This window comes from Aquimarina gracilis, assembly GCF_035285365.1.
Classification (GTDB): Bacteria; Bacteroidota; Bacteroidia; order Flavobacteriales; family Flavobacteriaceae; genus Aquimarina; species Aquimarina gracilis.
Window position 1 is genome coordinate 42,206 of record NZ_JAYKLX010000002.1, and the last position, 16,911, is coordinate 59,116.

Below are 16,911 nucleotides of genomic sequence, written 5' to 3' on the forward strand. Positions count from 1 at the left end.
TCAAAAATTATACTTCATGTAGTTATTGTAACCATAAAAGGAAGGCAAGAATATCATGATGGCTAACTCAATCTTAAATTCACAAAACTTGAACAAAGTCTATGCGGAATCTATAACTACACCCGCCATTCCTTTTTATGATTACCTGATAAAGAAAAAAAGAGTTGATCACAGTATTGGCAACCCTGATAAAGGTTTACTCTCAACCGAAGAAGGTTTACGGGCTTACTTGTTTGGATAAATTTGCTTTGAAGCAGACGAATCAATGGAAGCATCTTTGACCGTATTAGTAAATTTTATCAAACAAGATGCAAACTAAACTGAAGTCTATTTAAAACTTTCCCAAATAGCATCATGAGATAAGTTATATTACCAATATGAGATATCGATGATATTGGTAATGATCAAAAATGTAAGAGAAAAAATGTATTAGGCTACCAAAGATTTTAGATATTCAGAAGGGGTAATCTGATTGTATTTCTTAAAGGACTTATTAAAAGTTACTTTATTATTAAAACCTACTTCGTAGGCTACATCAATAATATTAAGATACTGGTCTCCACTTTTTAAAAGTCTCATTGCTTCTTCAATCCTATACGTATTAATAAGCTCAAAAAAGTTAAGATCAAAATGCTCATTGATTATTTGAGAAGCGTTATGCCGCGTTGTATCCAATAATTCTGAGATTTTATGAAGGCTGATATCATTCTGTTTATAAATCTTATCATGATTTAATAAGTGTAGTAATTTTTCTTTTAATTCTAAAGACAGACTCTCTGTAAGACCTGATTTTTCATATTTACCAGATCCATCTTTATCTTTTACTAGCTTAAGTTTACCAAAGATACTTGGACGTGTAAATGCAGTATAGCCTACATATAATACCAGCAGAGCCATTGTAGTTATTTGCATATAAAACAAAAAACCACTCACTATCTGCTGTATTACAAGTACAGTAAACACGGCGTAAGAAAGTATGTATGTCGAGCAAAAAATAACTATATTTCTTTGCCATCTATAATGTACGGGAGAAAAATTTTTCTGTCTTACCGATTGTAAATAAATCTTAATTACTAATACCCCATAGACCAATAAAGAGGTAAGTTTTGAAAGAGTAATCAAAATAAAATATGGCCTTTCATTATGAACTCTTATTCTTAATTTTTCCTCCGCAGGTAAAAGATAAATTGGTAATAATATCGTTATAAGAAACAACGTTGGTAAAAGATGCCAAAAATCAATTTTTCTAAAACTGTATTGTAGGGTCACTCGCTTGAAGTAAAAGTAAATTAAAGGTCCATACACAAAAGAAAATGATATTGACATATACAGCGTATGTGGTAAATAGTAATCATAATTCATAAGATATATACCCATATGAATCATAAAAAAAGAGTGGATCAACACAAAAGCACTCATTAAGAGATTCGAAATTCTATCCGAACTCCTTCTAAAATTTAAGACTACCGAAACAAAAAATCCTATAAAACCAACATAAAAACAAAAAATCGACCAACCATCAACCTTTTTAAGGTACTTGTCTGCCAATTTTTTATAGGAATCTGAAGAGCCTATATTATCAAAATAACTATGTCCCACAAAACTAACATCTAGGCTACCCTTAATGTATTTATCAATATACTGGCAGGCTAAATCTGGTTTATCTAATTTTGCAAATGAAAAGGCAAGTTGTTTATATATATGTAAAGAATCTGAAGTATTATCTTTCAAAGCCAGATTGTATTCTTCGATTGCCAAATCAAATGCCCCTTGGTTGTAATACATTTTTGCCGAAGACAAAACATCATAGATATGGGTGTCTTTATCTATATCACCGATTTCTTTGTAAGAGCTAATTGCTTTAAAAGAAAAAAGAAAGAAAAAGACATAACATACTAATATAGCAATATTTTTTCGAGTTAGCCGCACAATTATCCTTTATAATAATTATCCACTCTAATTTACGATTTGTTTTTCAAAAAAGCAGGCTACTCATGGGTTTCCCGATAATATCTTACCCTAAAATCCAGCAAATATAAGGGTTAATAAAAGATTAATAAAATCATAAAATTACAGAAAAACCATATTTTTTTAATAGAAAAACACTATTTACTAGAATAGTTGACTTCAAAAACAATCAAAAAAGCGTAGAGAGAATTAAAACACAGTCAAAAATTAGTTAAAAGATAAACCTTAAACGTTTTAAAAACCCTACTTGGTAAGTTTTAATGCTTTACGAAAAACGTCAAGTAACTTCATGAAAAACAACTGTTATTTTGGAGTTAAATCTTATGTCTTTAAAACTTTTTAACTCTATTAATACGTATATTAAAAGGATAATTTTTCAACTCTTAAAACCTTATCTTATGAAAAAAAGAAGTCTTAAAACTTTAAAGTTAGAAAAAAACGTGATTTCCAATCTTTCTGCGATTACACTTAATCTCAAAGGTGGACTTGGCAATACTCTACGAGAGCAAGGATGTCCAGGTTATAGTCAAACATCTGTACGGCCTTGTGTATGTAAAATAACATGTGATGAACTTTAGATTGAATTTCTAGAGTAGAATGTATCAAGGTTTTTTAATGTTCCCGGTTAAGGTCATCTTAATTTTATGCATGAAGATGACCTTAATGTTTTAAAAATATTAGATTTTTTTTGCCTCTTCCCAAAAAACATCCATTTCGGCAAGTGTCATTTCTTTTAGTGTTTTATTCTTCTCTTTGGCTTTTTTTTCTAAATATTGAAAACGCTTAATAAACTTTTTATTCGTGCGTTCTAAGGCATCTTCGGGATTTACATTAAGAAAACGGGCATAATTAATCATAGAAAAAAGCACATCACCAAATTCGGCTTCTATTTTTTCTTGATCCTGTATTTTCACTTCTTCCTGAAGCTCTTCTAATTCTTCTTTAAGTTTTTCAAAAACTTGATGAGGTTCTTCCCAATCAAATCCAACACCAGCTACCTTATCCTGAATTCGGCTTGCTTTGACAAGTGCCGGTAGCGACTTGGGGACTCCTTCTAGCACGCTCTCTTTTCCTTCTTTAAGCTTCAGGTTTTCCCAATTACGTTTTACATCTTCCTCATTTGCTACTTTTACATCACCATATATGTGAGGGTGCCTGCTTATTAATTTTTCACATATTTCGTTGGCGACATCTGCGATATCATAATCCTTGGTTTCACTTCCAATTTTAGCATAAAACACAATATGCAACAATAGATCTCCAAGTTCTTTTTTAACTTCTTCCAGGTTATTATCTAAAATAGCATCTCCTAACTCATAAGTTTCCTCGATGGTAAGATGTCTCAAAGATTGTAGGGTTTGTTTTTTATCCCACGGACATTGTTCTCGTAACTCATCCATGATGGTTAACAATCTATCAAAAGCCTTGAGTTGATCTTTTCTTGAATTCATACTAAATTTATAAAAAAACTTGTTCCATTCTTTTCTTACAGGCTTTAAACTCTTCAATCATATGGGTTATGATCATAGCCGCTGGCTTAATATCGTGAATCAACCCCGATACTTGTCCGATTTCTAATTCTCCTTCTTCAAGATCTCCTTCAAACATACCTCTTTTTGCTCTTGCCCGACCCAGTAACATTTTTAACTCATCGACAGAAGGGCCCTTGGTATAAAGCTCCTTCACGTCATTATAAAATTTATTCTTTAACATCCTTACCGGCGCAAGCTCTTTAAGCGTTAAATGTGTATCTCCTTCTTTTGCATCTACAACCATTTGTTTAAAATCTATATGTGATGATGCTTCTTCACTAGCCACAAAACGGCTTCCCACCTGCACACCATCTGCTCCAAGGGACATAACGGCATACATTGCCGCACCTGTAGCGATACCACCCGCCGCAATTAATGGAATAGTAATTTTTTCTTTAACCATAGGGATTAAAGCGAGGGTAGTAGTTTCGTCTCTTCCATTATGACCCCCAGCCTCAAAACCTTCGGCTACTACAGCATTCACTCCAGCTTCTTGAGCTTTTAACGCAAATTTTAGACTGCTCACCACATGAACTACTGTAATTCCATGATCTTTTAGATACTGGGTATACATCTTGGGGTTTCCTGCAGAAGTAAATACAATCTTGACTCCTTCTTCAATAATAATCTGAATAATTTCATCAAGATTCGGGTATAACATTGGAATATTTACCCCAAAGGGTTTATCTGTTGCCTTTTTACATTTTTGAATATGCTCTCTTAGTATATCTGGATACATAGATCCAGAGCCTATAAGTCCTAATCCACCTGCGTTGCTTACTGCACTTGCCAATCTCCAGCCACTAGCCCATATCATTCCACCTTGGATTATAGGATATTGGACACCAAATAGTTCTTTTATTTTATTCATTAATTGAGAAAAATCGTTAAGAAGTATATAATTATTATTTTGAAGAACAAGTTACGAAATTACACCAGACCCCACTAATTCATCATCAAGATACCAAGCCACAAATTGACCTTCGGTAATAGCGCTTTGATTATTTTCAAAAACCACATACATTCCAGTATCCACCATATACAAAGTAGCTTTTTCTAAAGGTTGTCGATATCTAATTCTCGCCAACACCTCGAGTTCTTGATCAACTTGTAGTTTAAGATCTTCGCGTACCCAGTGCAATTCATCATTGGCAATAAATAATGCTTTTCTATACAATCCAGGATGGTTTTTTCCTTGACCGGTATAAATAGTATTGGTTTCTACATCGGTCTCTATCACAAAAAGTGGTTCTACCGTGCCTCCTACCGCTAATCCTTTTCGTTGTCCTTTGGTAAAATAATGAGCTCCCTGGTGTTGTCCAACTACTTTTCCTTCACTTGCATCATATTGATATTTGGTCGACAAAAAATCCAGCTCTTCCTTTTTAGAAGCGAATTCAGGTATATTGCGTGAATATTTTTCTTCTGAAGAGGGAATCTCTATAATATTACCTTGTTTGGGCTGTAGCTTTTGCTGAAGAAATTCTGGTAGGCGTACTTTTCCTATGAAGCATAATCCTTGAGAATCTTTCTTATCGGCAGTAACCAGATTTTGTTCTGAAGCTATTTTTCTTACTTCTGGCTTTAAAAGCTCACCAACAGGAAATAATGTTTTTGCCAACTGGTCCTGGGATAATTGACATAAGAAGTATGACTGATCTTTATTTGGGTCTTTACCAGCTAATAATCGATGTATTTCTTTTCCATCTTTTACTATGGTTTCTTTTCGACAATAATGACCAGTAGCCACATAATCTGCTCCAAGCGATAGGGCTATCTTTAAAAAGACATCAAACTTGATTTCTCGATTACATAATACATCTGGATTAGGCGTACGTCCTTTTTCATACTCATTAAACATATAATCTACGATGCGTTCCTTATATTGCTCACTAAGATCAACTGTTTGAAAAGGAATCCCAAGTTTTTCTGCTACCAAAAGTGCGTCATTACTATCATCAAGCCATGGGCATTCATCTGAGATAGTCACAGAATCATCATGCCAATTTTTCATAAACAAGCCTATAACCTCATACCCTTGTTTTTTAAGTAAGTATGCGGCTACACTAGAATCCACTCCGCCCGATAGGCCTACTATAACTCTTTTCATTAAAACTATTCTGAGTTTGAATTTTATGCAAAAATAAGAATAAAAAAAAGCAACGCTCAAGCATTGCTATAGGGTTTTACTTATATATCTATTTAATAAATCAATTATCCTTATCCCCTATTTTGTAAAGGATATGATTTTTGTTCTATAAGTCTTCCATTCTCATAATACTTCCAGATACCATCTTTACGATCTCTTTTATAATTTCCTTCAATAATTAAATTACCATCGGTATCGTAGTATTTGGTCAAACCATGCAATTGATCATTGTCATATTTGAATTCTTTCAGTACAGTACCTTTTTCAGAATACATAACTCTTTCGCCTTGCCTTTTCCCATCAACAAAAGAAGTTTTTTCGGTTAACTGTCCATTTTCAAAATATGTAAGTTGTTGTCCGTTTAATTTTCCTAATTTATACTCTTCGGTCATCATGACTTTGTTCGATCCATTATGATAGTAGGTCCACATACCAATTCGGTCCTTCTTAAACATTAGCCCTTCGCTAATGACTTTTCCTTTCTTGGTATAATACTTTATTTGCACGGTATCATTATCCTTGGAGAATGTCTTAATAGCAGTAGGAGAATCCCCACTACTAGGTTTGTAGAACTTAAACTCACCTACTTCTTTTCCATGATCAAAGGTTCCTTCATATCTAATTTGATCGCTATTCTCATATCGTTTGCGCCATTTCCCATGCCGTTTTCCATCAGCGTCAAACTGATTATACTCCTGAGCCGCAAGTGAGAAACTTGTAACGATCAAAACACAAAATAAAAATGTACTTCGCATAATTATAATATTTGGGACTATTACTTCAACGAAAGTGATTTCCAAAAAGTATACCAATATTTTCAAAACAAAATAACAAAACTAATTTAAAACAAAAAAGCCCTGAAGAAAAGGACTTTTTTTGATACTATGTGCTATTAAGAAAAATTACTTCTTATTTGCTTTTTGTTGTTGTTCTGCCTGCTCCATTAATTCTTTCATCTTCTTCTGGAACTTACCCTGTTTCTTAGGTTTCTTTTTATTTTCCTGAATTTTTGCATGTATTTTATCTTCATCGATGATTACATTTTTAATTACTAACATAATTCCTATAGTAATTAAGTTCGAAATGAAGTAATACAATGATAATCCACTTGCGTAGTTATTAAAGAAAAATAACATCATTAAGGGAGACAAGTACATGATAAATTTCATATTAGGCATTCCTGGTTGCGGCGTCTGCATTGTTTGCCCAGTAGTCATCATCATATAAATAAATATAGCTATAGATGCTAAGATTGGAAACAAACTAATATGATCTCCATAAAATGGTATTTCGAAAGGAAGTTGCGCTATCGTATCATAACTAGACAAATCATCTGCCCATAAGAAACTTTTCTGGCGTAACTGAAACGCACTAGGAAAAAAGTTGAATAATGCATAGAAGACCGGAATTTGCATAAGTGCCGGTAAACATCCACTCATTGGATTTACTCCCGCCTTGCCATACAATGCCATCGTTTCCTGTTGTTTCTTCATGGCATTATCTTTATATTTTTCATTAATTTCTGTAATCTCTGGGCGTAATACCTTCATTTTGGCTTGTGACAAATATGATTTGTAGGTAACCGGAGATAAAATGATACGCACAATTATGGTCATCACAACAATTGCAATACCATAAGGAAGAAAACTACTCAAGAAAGCAAAAAACGGGATGAATAGATATTTATTGATTACCCCAAAGATTCCCCATCCTAGTGGTACAATTTCATCAAGATTACGATCATATTTATTCAGAATCCTATAATCTGTTGGGCCATAATACCAATCCATTGCATAGTTCAATTCTCCTCCTTGAAGCTCTAATGGCATAGTCGCAGAAAATTCTTTGGTAACCGCTATATCCTTATCATCCAGATCGCTAGAATTGGCAATATTTTTGGATGTAAAAGCCGCTGTTTTAAACGGAGTATCCGTTAATAATACAGATGTAAAGAAATGTTGTTTGAAAGCAATCCAACTTACATCTTCCTCTTCGTCATCGGTAAAGTCTTGTTGTCCCAGGTAATCATCCTTATCTCCATCATATTCATAAGATAATTCAGTGTAGCGATTTTCATAAGTAGCACTTTTTGCATGTCGCATCCCTTGAAGTTTCCAATCCAAGTTTATAGATTGGCTACTATTAATGACTTGCTGTAAACCTTGTGATCTAATTGTAAAACCTAACATATAATCGTTAGGTTTTAACTCATATCTGTATTCCAAAAACTGTGAATCTGAAACCTTAAGTTTCATAGACAACACTGTATTTTCACCATTTTTGGTTACCGCAGGTTCAAAAAACAAATCCTTTGTATTTAGAATTCTATTATCGGTTGTTCCAAAATTTATATTTAATGAAGCGTTTTTACCATCTTTGATAAGGTATACTGGAACAGAATCATACGTTTTAAAGTTTCTCAATAGCGCTTCAGAGATATATCCTCCTCTATTATTTATTTTGAGGCTTAATACCTCATTTTCAATCTTTGTAAAACTATCTTTTGCAGAAGGTAAGCTTGCTGAGTATGCAAAAGCACCCAGTTGAGATTTGGCTCCGGCTAATGCGACTGAATCCTGTGGATTAGCAATAATAGCTTCATTTTTGGTTACAAAATCTGTTGTATCTGCTTCATTGCCATTTTTTTGAGCTTCAACTTGTTCTTGTTCGGCTTTTTTCTGGGCCTCAATTTCTTCAGGGGTAGGTTGGTTTTTATAAAACATAAACGCAACAATCCCAAAAATAAGAGCGAATCCAATTATCGAATTAAGGTCAAATTTCTTTTCTTCCATTTATCTAAGTGTAAAAAGCCTTTGTCTGATTAATCAGTAAGGCTTTTGAAATTATTTATTACTTTTTCTGTTTTCAATTATCTAGCCAATTAGGATCCTTGTGACACTTTGGCACTTTTGTTACTTTTTAAATATGTTACTGCTGCCTTTATGAAAGCAATAAACAAAGGATGTGGGTTGGCAACGGTACTCTTATATTCTGGATGGTATTGCACACCGACAAACCAAGGATGATCAGGAATTTCAATTATCTCCACAAGTCCAGTTTTAGGGTTTATCCCCGTCGTCTTGAGTCCCGCATTCTCTAATTGGTATTTATAATTATTATTGTACTCATATCTGTGACGATGACGTTCTGAGATAAGCGTTTGCTGATAAGCTTCAAATACTTTACTATCTTCGATCAATTCGCAGTCCCAGGCTCCTAATCGCATTGTCCCACCCATATCGGTAATGCTTTTTTGTTCTTCCATCAAATTAATAACCGGATGTGGGGTATTTTCATTTACCTCTACAGAACAAGCATCTTTTAACCCAAGTACATTACGAGAATATTCGATAACTGCCATTTGCATTCCTAAGCAGATTCCGAAAAACGGTATTTTATTCTCTCTTGCAAACTGAACGGCCTTAATTTTACCCTCGATACCTCGCTCTCCAAATCCAGGAGCTACCAAAACCCCATCCAAATGAGCAATTTTCTTTGCTATGGTCTCCTCATCAATATATTCTGAATGAATACTAACGACATTAACCTTTACCTCATTTTCTGCCCCTGCATGTATAAAAGCTTCAAGAATTGATTTATATGAATCCTGTAACTCTACATATTTCCCAATAAGTCCTACGGTGACTTCATTTTTCGGGTTTTTATGTCGCTTTAAAAACTTATTCCAATTTTCTAAATTGGGCACATTATCATCTCTTAACACTAATTGTTTCAGTACAACAGCATCAAGACCTTCTTCTAACATGAGATTAGGAACATCATAAATTGTTGATGCATCTATTGATTGTATTACAGCCTCTGGCTTTACGTTACAGAAAAGCGCTAATTTTCTTCGCAAATCGTCAGACAATTCATGTTCTGTTCTACATACCAAAACATCTGCCTTAATACCACTCTCCATCAATGTTTTTACACTATGTTGCGTGGGTTTTGTTTTTAGTTCTCCAGCAGCAGAAAGGTATGGAATAAGTGTGAGATGAATTACTATCGCATTGGTATCACCTAGTTCCCATTTTAACTGACGAACAGCTTCAATATATGGCAAAGACTCTATATCACCTACGGTTCCTCCTATTTCTGTAATAACAATATCATAATCCCCACTTTTGCCTAGTATCTGGATTCTTTCTTTAATTTCATTGGTAATATGAGGAACAACCTGAACTGTCTTTCCTAAAAATTCTCCACGGCGTTCTTTTTCAATAACACTTTGATAAATCCTACCGGTAGTAACATTATTTGCTTGCGATGTTGGGGTATTTAAAAATCGTTCATAATGGCCTAGGTCAAGGTCAGTTTCGGCACCATCATCGGTCACATAGCACTCCCCATGTTCATAAGGATTAAGTGTTCCCGGATCTACATTAATATATGGATCCAGTTTTTGAATCGTAACCCTGTATCCCCTTGCTTGTAATAATTTTGCTAAAGAAGCTGCAATGATCCCTTTTCCTAACGAAGAAGAAACGCCTCCGGTTACAAAAACATATTTGGTATTGGCCATGTAAACTTAACTATTAGGTGTTGTTTTAAAATTCTGCGCAAAAATACAAAGAAGTCCTGAAATGATGACCTGAAAATCAAGCAATATTCATATAACTTATTCATATTCCTTCAACAGTATAAAATTCTGAAAATCAATATATAAATTTAGGTAAAAAATAAAATCCCGTCTAAAAGACAGGATTTTATTACTTTAAAATGTATGTATTATTCTTCTTCTTGAGAGGCATTTGTTTCTTCTGGTTCAGAAAAATCGGTCATGCCTTTGGATTGAAGAATATTATACCATTGTATCACTTTTTTCATATCACTAGCATATACTCTGTCTTCATCATAATCAGGAAGAACTTCACTAAAATATGCTTCTAATTTATCCTTGGACTCTTTATGACTAATAGCTTTTTCTCCATTTTCTTTTTCCTGGATTTTTCTAAAAATCTCTCTCAGAGGTACTTCTTCAGTAAATGTATAAATAGCAATTTCGCTAAGAACACTTACATTATGACGTATGCTTACAGACAGTTTTTTTCCATCTAATAAAGATTCTGCCAAAAAACCGTTTCTAGTTTGAGTTTTTAACTCATATAAACCCGGTTTGCCCGAGATTGCTAATATTTTATCTAAGCCCATATAGTATCTTTTCAAGGTTGGCAAATATCTGTAGTTCGTTTTAAAAAATCAAACATTTACCAACTTAAATCTTATAAAATTATTCTTCTTTACCTTGCTTTTTTGGCCATTGGAAAACGCATACGATAATCTGCATTAACTTTTCCTTTTGAAATATTGGCCAGCTTTCCTTTTATTAAACGTTTTTTAAGGCTTGATAGTTTATCTGTAAACAAAATCCCTTCGATGTGATCATATTCGTGTTGGATAACTCTAGCTGCCAACCCACTATAAGTTTCAGTATGTTCAACAAAATTTTCATCGTAGTAGTTGATTTTTACTGTTTCATTGCGAAACACATCTTCTCTAATATCCGGAATACTAAGACATCCTTCGGTAAAGGCCCACTCATCTCCTGTTTCTTCGAGAATAGTAGCATTTATAAAAACTTTTTTAAAGCCTTTTAGTTGTTCCCTTTCTTCTTTAGACAACTCTTCATCCTCTGCAAATGGCTCTGTATCTACCAAAAAAATACGGATCGCAAGTCCAATTTGTGGAGCCGCCAGACCAACTCCATGAGCTGCATACATAGTTTCGAACATGTTTTCCAATAGTTCTTCGAGCTTTGGATATTCTTCACTAATTTCCTTTGCCTTTTTCTTTAATACTGGGTCTCCGTATGCTACAATAGGTAGTATCATATTTTTATTTCTTTTTATTTAACGATTATATAAATAATCTTGAAGTATAATCGTTGCACTAATTTGATCTACAAGGGCTTTATCTCTACGTTTCTTTTTCGAAATTCCACTAGCAATCATGGTATCAAAAGCTATTTTGGAAGTAAAACGCTCATCTATCCGTTTTACTGGGATATCAGGAAACTCCCTATTAAGCTTTTCCAAAAATGGTTTTATCAATTTCTCACTTTCTGAGGCTTCCCCATGCAATCTTTTGGGCTCTCCCACCACAAAAAGCTCTACTTCTTCCTGAGATATATACTCTTTTAACCAAGATAGCAATTCTTGAGTACCTACGGTAGTCAAACCTGATGCTATAATCTGAGACTCATCGGTAACAGCAATACCACATCGTTTCCCTCCATAATCTATTGCCAAAATTCTTGCCATCCTTATTTTTGTGCAAAAATATGATATTATAACAAATAAACATCCTATTTATTAATGGTTTCCTAAAATAAGGTTAATCCATCCTTATTTAAAAGGAAGCTATTATATTTACCAAAATTTTTTAATTCGATGAACCAACTAAAAGAAACCATTGAAAAAGCCTGGGAAAACCGAGAGCTTTTAAAAGAATCATCAACACAAGACGCTATTCGAGAAGTTGTTAATTTATTAGATGCCGGTAAATTGCGCGTTGCCGAACCTATTGAAGGAGGATGGCAAGTAAACGAATGGGTAAAAAAGGGCGTTGTACTTTATTTTCCTATTCAAAAAATGGAAACACTCGAAGCAGGAATTTTCGAATATCATGACAAGATACCTTTAAAAAGAGGTTATGAAGCCAAGGGAATTCGTGTTGTCCCCAATGCAGTTGCACGCCATGGAGCTTATATCTCTCCGGGTACTATTTTAATGCCAAGTTACGTTAATATAGGTGCTCATGTAGATGAAGGAACTATGGTAGACACTTGGGCAACTGTAGGTAGTTGTGCTCAAATAGGAAAAAATGTACACCTAAGCGGAGGTGTAGGTATAGGTGGTGTTTTAGAACCACTACAAGCTGCTCCTGTCATCATAGAGGACAATGCTTTTATAGGGTCTCGATGCATTGTTGTTGAAGGTGTTCGAGTAGAAAAAGAAGCGGTTCTTGGTGCCAATGTGGTATTAACAGCTTCTACAAAAATAATTGATGTTACTGGAAATACTCCTGTTGAAAGAAAAGGTGTTGTACCTGCTGGATCTGTAGTAATCCCAGGAAGTTATACCAAAAAATTTGCAGCAGGAGATTTTAATGTACCTTGCGCATTAATCATTGGTAAGCGTAAAGAAAGTACCGATAAAAAAACTTCACTTAATGATGCGCTTCGTGAATACGATGTAGCCGTTTAATTTGGTGAAAAGATATGATTTGAGCTTGTCTAAAAAAAAGACAAGCTCAATTATTTTAATTGATAGTAAATGAAGATTTTAGTCATTCAACAAAAAATGATTGGTGATGTACTTACCAGCACAATAATTTGCGAAACTTTGCGTAAAGAATATCCTGATTCAACTATCGATTATTTAATTAATTCTAATACAAGGCCGGTTGTTTTAGAAAGCCCATATTTTGATAGGGTTATTGAATTTAAGGATGGTTATCGAGATAGCAAAAGAGCATTCTATCAATTTCTAAAAAAAATCAGAAAGACGAAATATGACCTTGTTATTGATACCTATGGTAAATTAGAAAGTAATCTTATTACATTATTTTCTGGTGCAAAGGAAAGAATCTCTTTCTATAAATGGTATACGCAATTCATCTACACCAAAACTATACGACGGCATAATGATCCTATTACAAATGCCAGTACCGCTATAGAAAACAGGTTACGATTAGTATTACCAGAAAATCGAATCGTTTCTGAAATTGTAAAACCAAAAATATTTCTTTCTGAAGAGGAAAAAGAAAAGGCTAAAGAATTTTTAGAATCCAATGAAATTAACCCTAAAAAGCCTTTGGTGATGATCAGTGTAGTAGGTAGTGAATCCAGAAAAACACTCCCCTTCGAATATATGGCCAAGGTTATTGATGAGATTGTATCTACAATTGGGGCCAATGTACTGTTCAATTATATTCCTAATCAGGAAAAAGATGCTCGTACGATCTACAATTTAACCAATTATAAAACCCAGCAACATATACATTTTGATGTTTTTGCAAAAAGTCTACGTGGATTCATAGCTATTTTATCCCATTGTGATGCTTTGGTAGGCAATGAAGGAGGAGCAGTTAATATGGCCAAAGCGCTAAATGTTTCTACATTTACCATTTTCTCTCCGTGGATTATCAAAAAGGACTGGAATATGTTTGAAGATGGAGAAGAGCATATGTCGGTTCACCTTGCAGATTATGAACCTTCACTTTTTAAGGATAAAACTATCAAAGAACTTAAAAAAGAATCACTAGCGCTATACCCTAACCTAAGACCAGAACTATTCGTTGATCAATTGCGAGAATTTTTACATAAAAACTTGTAATTTGCGTTCCTAATTTTTTTATCATAGAAAAAAACACAACACATAGAGAAAAGGTAACAGCAATAATACCCTGCTATAACGAAGAGCACAACATGAAAGAGGTATTAGAATCGGTTTCTTTTGCTGATGAGATTATGGTAGTTGATTCGTATAGTACAGATCGTTCTGTAGAAATCGCAAAAAAATATACCGATTTTATTATTCAAAGAGAATTTGATTACCCTTCTACTCAAAAAAACTGGGCTATTCCTCAAGCTAATAATGAGTGGATACTATTAGTTGACGCAGATGAAAGAGTTACTCCCGAACTTAAAAGTGAAGTACTAGAAGTTTTAAAAGCTCCTGACAAGGACAATCATGTTGCTTATTGGATCAAACGTATGAATCACTTTATGGGAGAGAGAATACATTATAGTGGTTGGCGCAATGACAAAGTTATTCGTTTGTTTCATCGCGACAAATGCAAATATGATAATAGACACGTTCATGAAGAGATTGTTACCGAAGGTAAAGTAGGCATGCTACATAGTAAATTTTACCATAACACCTATACTACTTTTGATGCTTATATATCGAAATTAAATAAGTATGCTTCTTGGCAGGCTGAGGATTATGACAAAAAAACAGGAAAACTTACCCCGTACCATTTTATAATTAAACCTTTTTGGGGATTTTTTAAACATTATGTAATACAAAGTGGCTTTAGAGATGGAGTCCCAGGATTAGTGATTGGATATGTGCAGTGTTATGCCGTTTTTATGAGGTATATAAAACTATGGCTACTTCGCAGAAACAGAAAATAAACTACTTGACATCTCTGTATTTTTTTCTCCAGAAAAAGATTTTCTTTTTTAAGGCTATTTTACCATGATATTTTTTCTGAAATGCTTCAGTAAGCCCCCACATTCTTTCAAAAATCATGGCTTCTTCCTTACCTGTTAATTTTGCGTATTCATTAGACATGATGGCTACCATTTCTTTTTTAGGTGTAAGTCTTGCAAAATTTTGAATTCTGGTTTCAAAATCAAGATTTTCAAATTTCATTCTATTAAGATCTACTAGATAAAAATCATAACCAGAATCATTTTTAACAATTAGAGTATTTCCTGGAGAATGATCCAGAAACAATACTCCTTTTTCATGTAAATCGAAAGTAAACCTGGTAAAAGCCCTTAAAATATTCTCATGATCAGGATAATCAGGCTCATGAACCAACTCGCGATACGTTAAATCATAATCTAATAATTCACTTACATAATAACTTCTTTTAAACAAAAAAGGGGTTATGTATAAATCATAAGCAATCGGAAATGGTGTTTTAATTCCTAATTCTAGTAATTTATTTGCATAGCTATAGGACCTCTCTGCTTTTGATTTTCTAAAAAATCGATACGCAATTTGATTAATAAGATTAGGAACCTTAAATGATTTTATAGTATACTTTCTATTTTTAATTTCAACAATCTTGATTACATTACGTTCTGCAGCACCAAGAATTTCAGAGTAATTATTAAAATTTGAAATAGCCTCTTTTACTTCTGACTCTAGAGAAATGAATGAAGAATGGATTATAAATCGATTTTGCATTTTAGAAAAATATCGGTAAAGGTAGGTATTTTAGGGCTTTTTAATATCGGATCTTTAGTTTAAAAATAAATCATCTATTTTCTTTGAACAGCTCTCCCAGGTATAAGGCAATACTGTCTCTCTTACATCCGCCTTAATCAAAAAAGCTTTTTCTATGAGCGCTACTACTTCTTTATAATTTGCGGTTGTATCAAACAAAAATCCATTTTCCCCATGCGTAATAATATCCGGACAAAAACCTGTTTTTGATGCTACCGGCACACAGTTAGACATCATTGCTTCTAGCACTGGTACCGGGCCACCCTCTAGCAATGAAGGAGAAACAAAGACATCAATTTTTTCGTATAAATCTGGATATGACTCATAAGGAACGTTGTCATAGTATGTAAAATTTGACAACTTTGAAAGCTCATTAAATTGATTATAATCTTGCCAATTACGTCCTATTAAATAAAAGCTTCTATTGGGCATATTTTTAACCAGATCAAAAATTAAATCTGGATTCTTTCTTGGGCCAAAGTTTGAGCAGAACCCTACTCCACCTTGTCCCCTATTATGGGTATAAAAAAAGCTGGATGAAGTAGCGATGTGCATAACCTTAAGTATCTCAGGTCTTACGCCAATCTCTATTAAATAGGTTTTAATTGCCGAGTTAAGACAAATCACATAATCTGCTTTGTTAAGACACCAAACTACATGAGTTTTTGAGTATTTTTTGGACCAGCTTGGGTGCGTAAACATTACTACATTCTTCTTATTCAAAATATTTGGAGTACTACGTATACAGCGACAAAAATAATTTTGATAAATGTAATAATATCCATCTGCTTCGGGAAGATTACGCAATTTATTATGATAGTATGGTTTGGCATTTAATGCAGAATATCTTGACAATCGCCTAACCTTTGCTCCAAAAATCCAGTCTTTATCTTTTTCTCTAGCTACATAAACGACCTTATCAACCTTTTCGTTATTGCTTTTTTTGTAAAATTTAGATCTAAATATAGCTATAAGATACTTCCATTTGTGGAATACAAAAAAATACAACTTTTCCTGAAAACGATTGTTAGGCATATTGCTCTTATTAATTTTGAATAATACTATTTTTCGACTTCCAATTATAAATAGTAGGGGTCATCTTCTGCAAATATATTCAAATAATAAAGTACCCTTGCATATCAAACATACACGTTCCTAAAAAACCGAATGAAAGTATAATGATTTGTGTAATCTATTTTCAACTTGTACTTTTGGTTTTTTAAGGATAAAATCGACCATAATAGAAACTCCTGTAATACCTGCAAACCAAAAAACTCTTAAAAAGGAGGCGCTGCTT

At 33.6% G+C, this 16,911-nt stretch carries 16 protein-coding genes; 4 read left to right on the forward strand and 12 right to left on the reverse strand.

Going from position 1 to position 16,911, the window contains the following annotated elements; translation table 11 throughout:
- Window positions 1-88 precede the first annotated feature (88 nt).
- Window positions 89-241, forward strand: a complete 153-nt coding sequence (locus U6A24_RS03055; RefSeq protein ID WP_324178470.1) for a hypothetical protein — start codon at window positions 89-91, stop codon at window positions 239-241.
- Between the two features lie 188 nt (window positions 242-429).
- Here the strand turns inward: U6A24_RS03055 and U6A24_RS03060 are convergent, their stop codons facing one another.
- From U6A24_RS03060 to ruvX, 10 genes are all read right to left on the reverse strand, one after another.
- Window positions 430-1,929, reverse strand: coding sequence for a helix-turn-helix transcriptional regulator (locus tag U6A24_RS03060; RefSeq protein ID WP_324178471.1), 1,500 nt, complete (start codon window positions 1,927-1,929; stop codon window positions 430-432).
- Window positions 1,930-2,645: 716 nt separating this feature from the next.
- Entirely contained in the window at window positions 2,646-3,419 is a 774-nt protein-coding gene (gene mazG / locus U6A24_RS03065) for a nucleoside triphosphate pyrophosphohydrolase (RefSeq protein ID WP_324178472.1), read from the reverse strand.
- Between the two features lie 7 nt (window positions 3,420-3,426).
- Window positions 3,427-4,371 carry an NAD(P)H-dependent flavin oxidoreductase gene (locus tag U6A24_RS03070; RefSeq protein ID WP_324178473.1) on the reverse strand — a complete coding sequence of 315 codons (945 nt, stop codon included), beginning with the start codon at window positions 4,369-4,371 and terminating at the stop codon, window positions 3,427-3,429.
- 51 nt (window positions 4,372-4,422) lie between these two features.
- A complete protein-coding gene (mnmA, locus tag U6A24_RS03075) occupies window positions 4,423-5,610 on the reverse strand; it encodes a tRNA 2-thiouridine(34) synthase MnmA (RefSeq protein ID WP_407654002.1) in 1,188 nt (395 codons plus the stop codon).
- Between the two features lie 110 nt (window positions 5,611-5,720).
- Window positions 5,721-6,404 (reverse strand): toxin-antitoxin system YwqK family antitoxin, encoded by a 684-nt coding sequence (locus U6A24_RS03080; protein ID WP_324178474.1) that lies wholly within the window; start codon window positions 6,402-6,404, stop codon window positions 5,721-5,723.
- Between the two features lie 147 nt (window positions 6,405-6,551).
- Window positions 6,552-8,441, reverse strand: coding sequence for a membrane protein insertase YidC (gene yidC, locus U6A24_RS03085; RefSeq protein WP_324178475.1), 1,890 nt, complete (start codon window positions 8,439-8,441; stop codon window positions 6,552-6,554).
- Window positions 8,442-8,530: 89 nt separating this feature from the next.
- Complete coding sequence (locus U6A24_RS03090) at window positions 8,531-10,174, reverse strand: CTP synthase (RefSeq protein ID WP_324178476.1); 1,644 nt, start codon at window positions 10,172-10,174, stop codon at window positions 8,531-8,533.
- 206 nt (window positions 10,175-10,380) lie between these two features.
- Window positions 10,381-10,803, reverse strand: a complete 423-nt coding sequence (locus tag U6A24_RS03095) for a DUF5606 family protein (protein ID WP_324178477.1) — start codon at window positions 10,801-10,803, stop codon at window positions 10,381-10,383.
- Between the two features lie 89 nt (window positions 10,804-10,892).
- The gene (gene def / locus U6A24_RS03100) at window positions 10,893-11,483 is read right to left on the reverse strand and encodes a peptide deformylase (protein WP_324178478.1); all 591 of its coding nucleotides are present in this window, start codon (window positions 11,481-11,483) and stop codon (window positions 10,893-10,895) included.
- An 18-nt stretch (window positions 11,484-11,501) separates the two neighbouring features.
- On the reverse strand, window positions 11,502-11,912 hold the full coding sequence (gene ruvX, locus U6A24_RS03105; RefSeq protein WP_324178479.1) for a Holliday junction resolvase RuvX: 411 nt from the start codon (window positions 11,910-11,912) through the stop codon (window positions 11,502-11,504).
- Between the two features lie 129 nt (window positions 11,913-12,041).
- Between ruvX and U6A24_RS03110 the strand changes: the two genes are divergently transcribed.
- The 3 genes from U6A24_RS03110 to U6A24_RS03120 all read left to right on the forward strand — a co-directional run bounded on the left by U6A24_RS03110 (window position 12,042) and on the right by U6A24_RS03120 (window position 14,791).
- Complete coding sequence (locus U6A24_RS03110) at window positions 12,042-12,857, forward strand: 2,3,4,5-tetrahydropyridine-2,6-dicarboxylate N-succinyltransferase (RefSeq protein WP_324178480.1); 816 nt, start codon at window positions 12,042-12,044, stop codon at window positions 12,855-12,857.
- Window positions 12,858-12,926: 69 nt separating this feature from the next.
- Window positions 12,927-13,988: a glycosyltransferase family 9 protein gene (locus U6A24_RS03115; protein WP_324178481.1), complete on the forward strand. Its 1,062-nt coding sequence runs from the start codon at window positions 12,927-12,929 to the stop codon at window positions 13,986-13,988.
- Window positions 13,989-14,011: 23 nt separating this feature from the next.
- Entirely contained in the window at window positions 14,012-14,791 is a 780-nt protein-coding gene (locus tag U6A24_RS03120) for a glycosyltransferase family 2 protein (RefSeq protein ID WP_324179009.1), read from the forward strand.
- A 1-nt stretch (window position 14,792) separates the two neighbouring features.
- Here U6A24_RS03120 and U6A24_RS03125 read toward each other — a convergent pair whose 3' ends face one another.
- Both U6A24_RS03125 and U6A24_RS03130 read right to left on the reverse strand, forming a co-directional pair.
- A complete protein-coding gene (locus U6A24_RS03125) occupies window positions 14,793-15,575 on the reverse strand; it encodes a Kdo domain containing protein (protein ID WP_324178482.1) in 783 nt (260 codons plus the stop codon).
- Between the two features lie 54 nt (window positions 15,576-15,629).
- Window positions 15,630-16,649 carry a glycosyltransferase family 4 protein gene (locus U6A24_RS03130; protein ID WP_324178483.1) on the reverse strand — a complete coding sequence of 340 codons (1,020 nt, stop codon included), beginning with the start codon at window positions 16,647-16,649 and terminating at the stop codon, window positions 15,630-15,632.
- Window positions 16,650-16,911 lie beyond the last annotated feature (262 nt).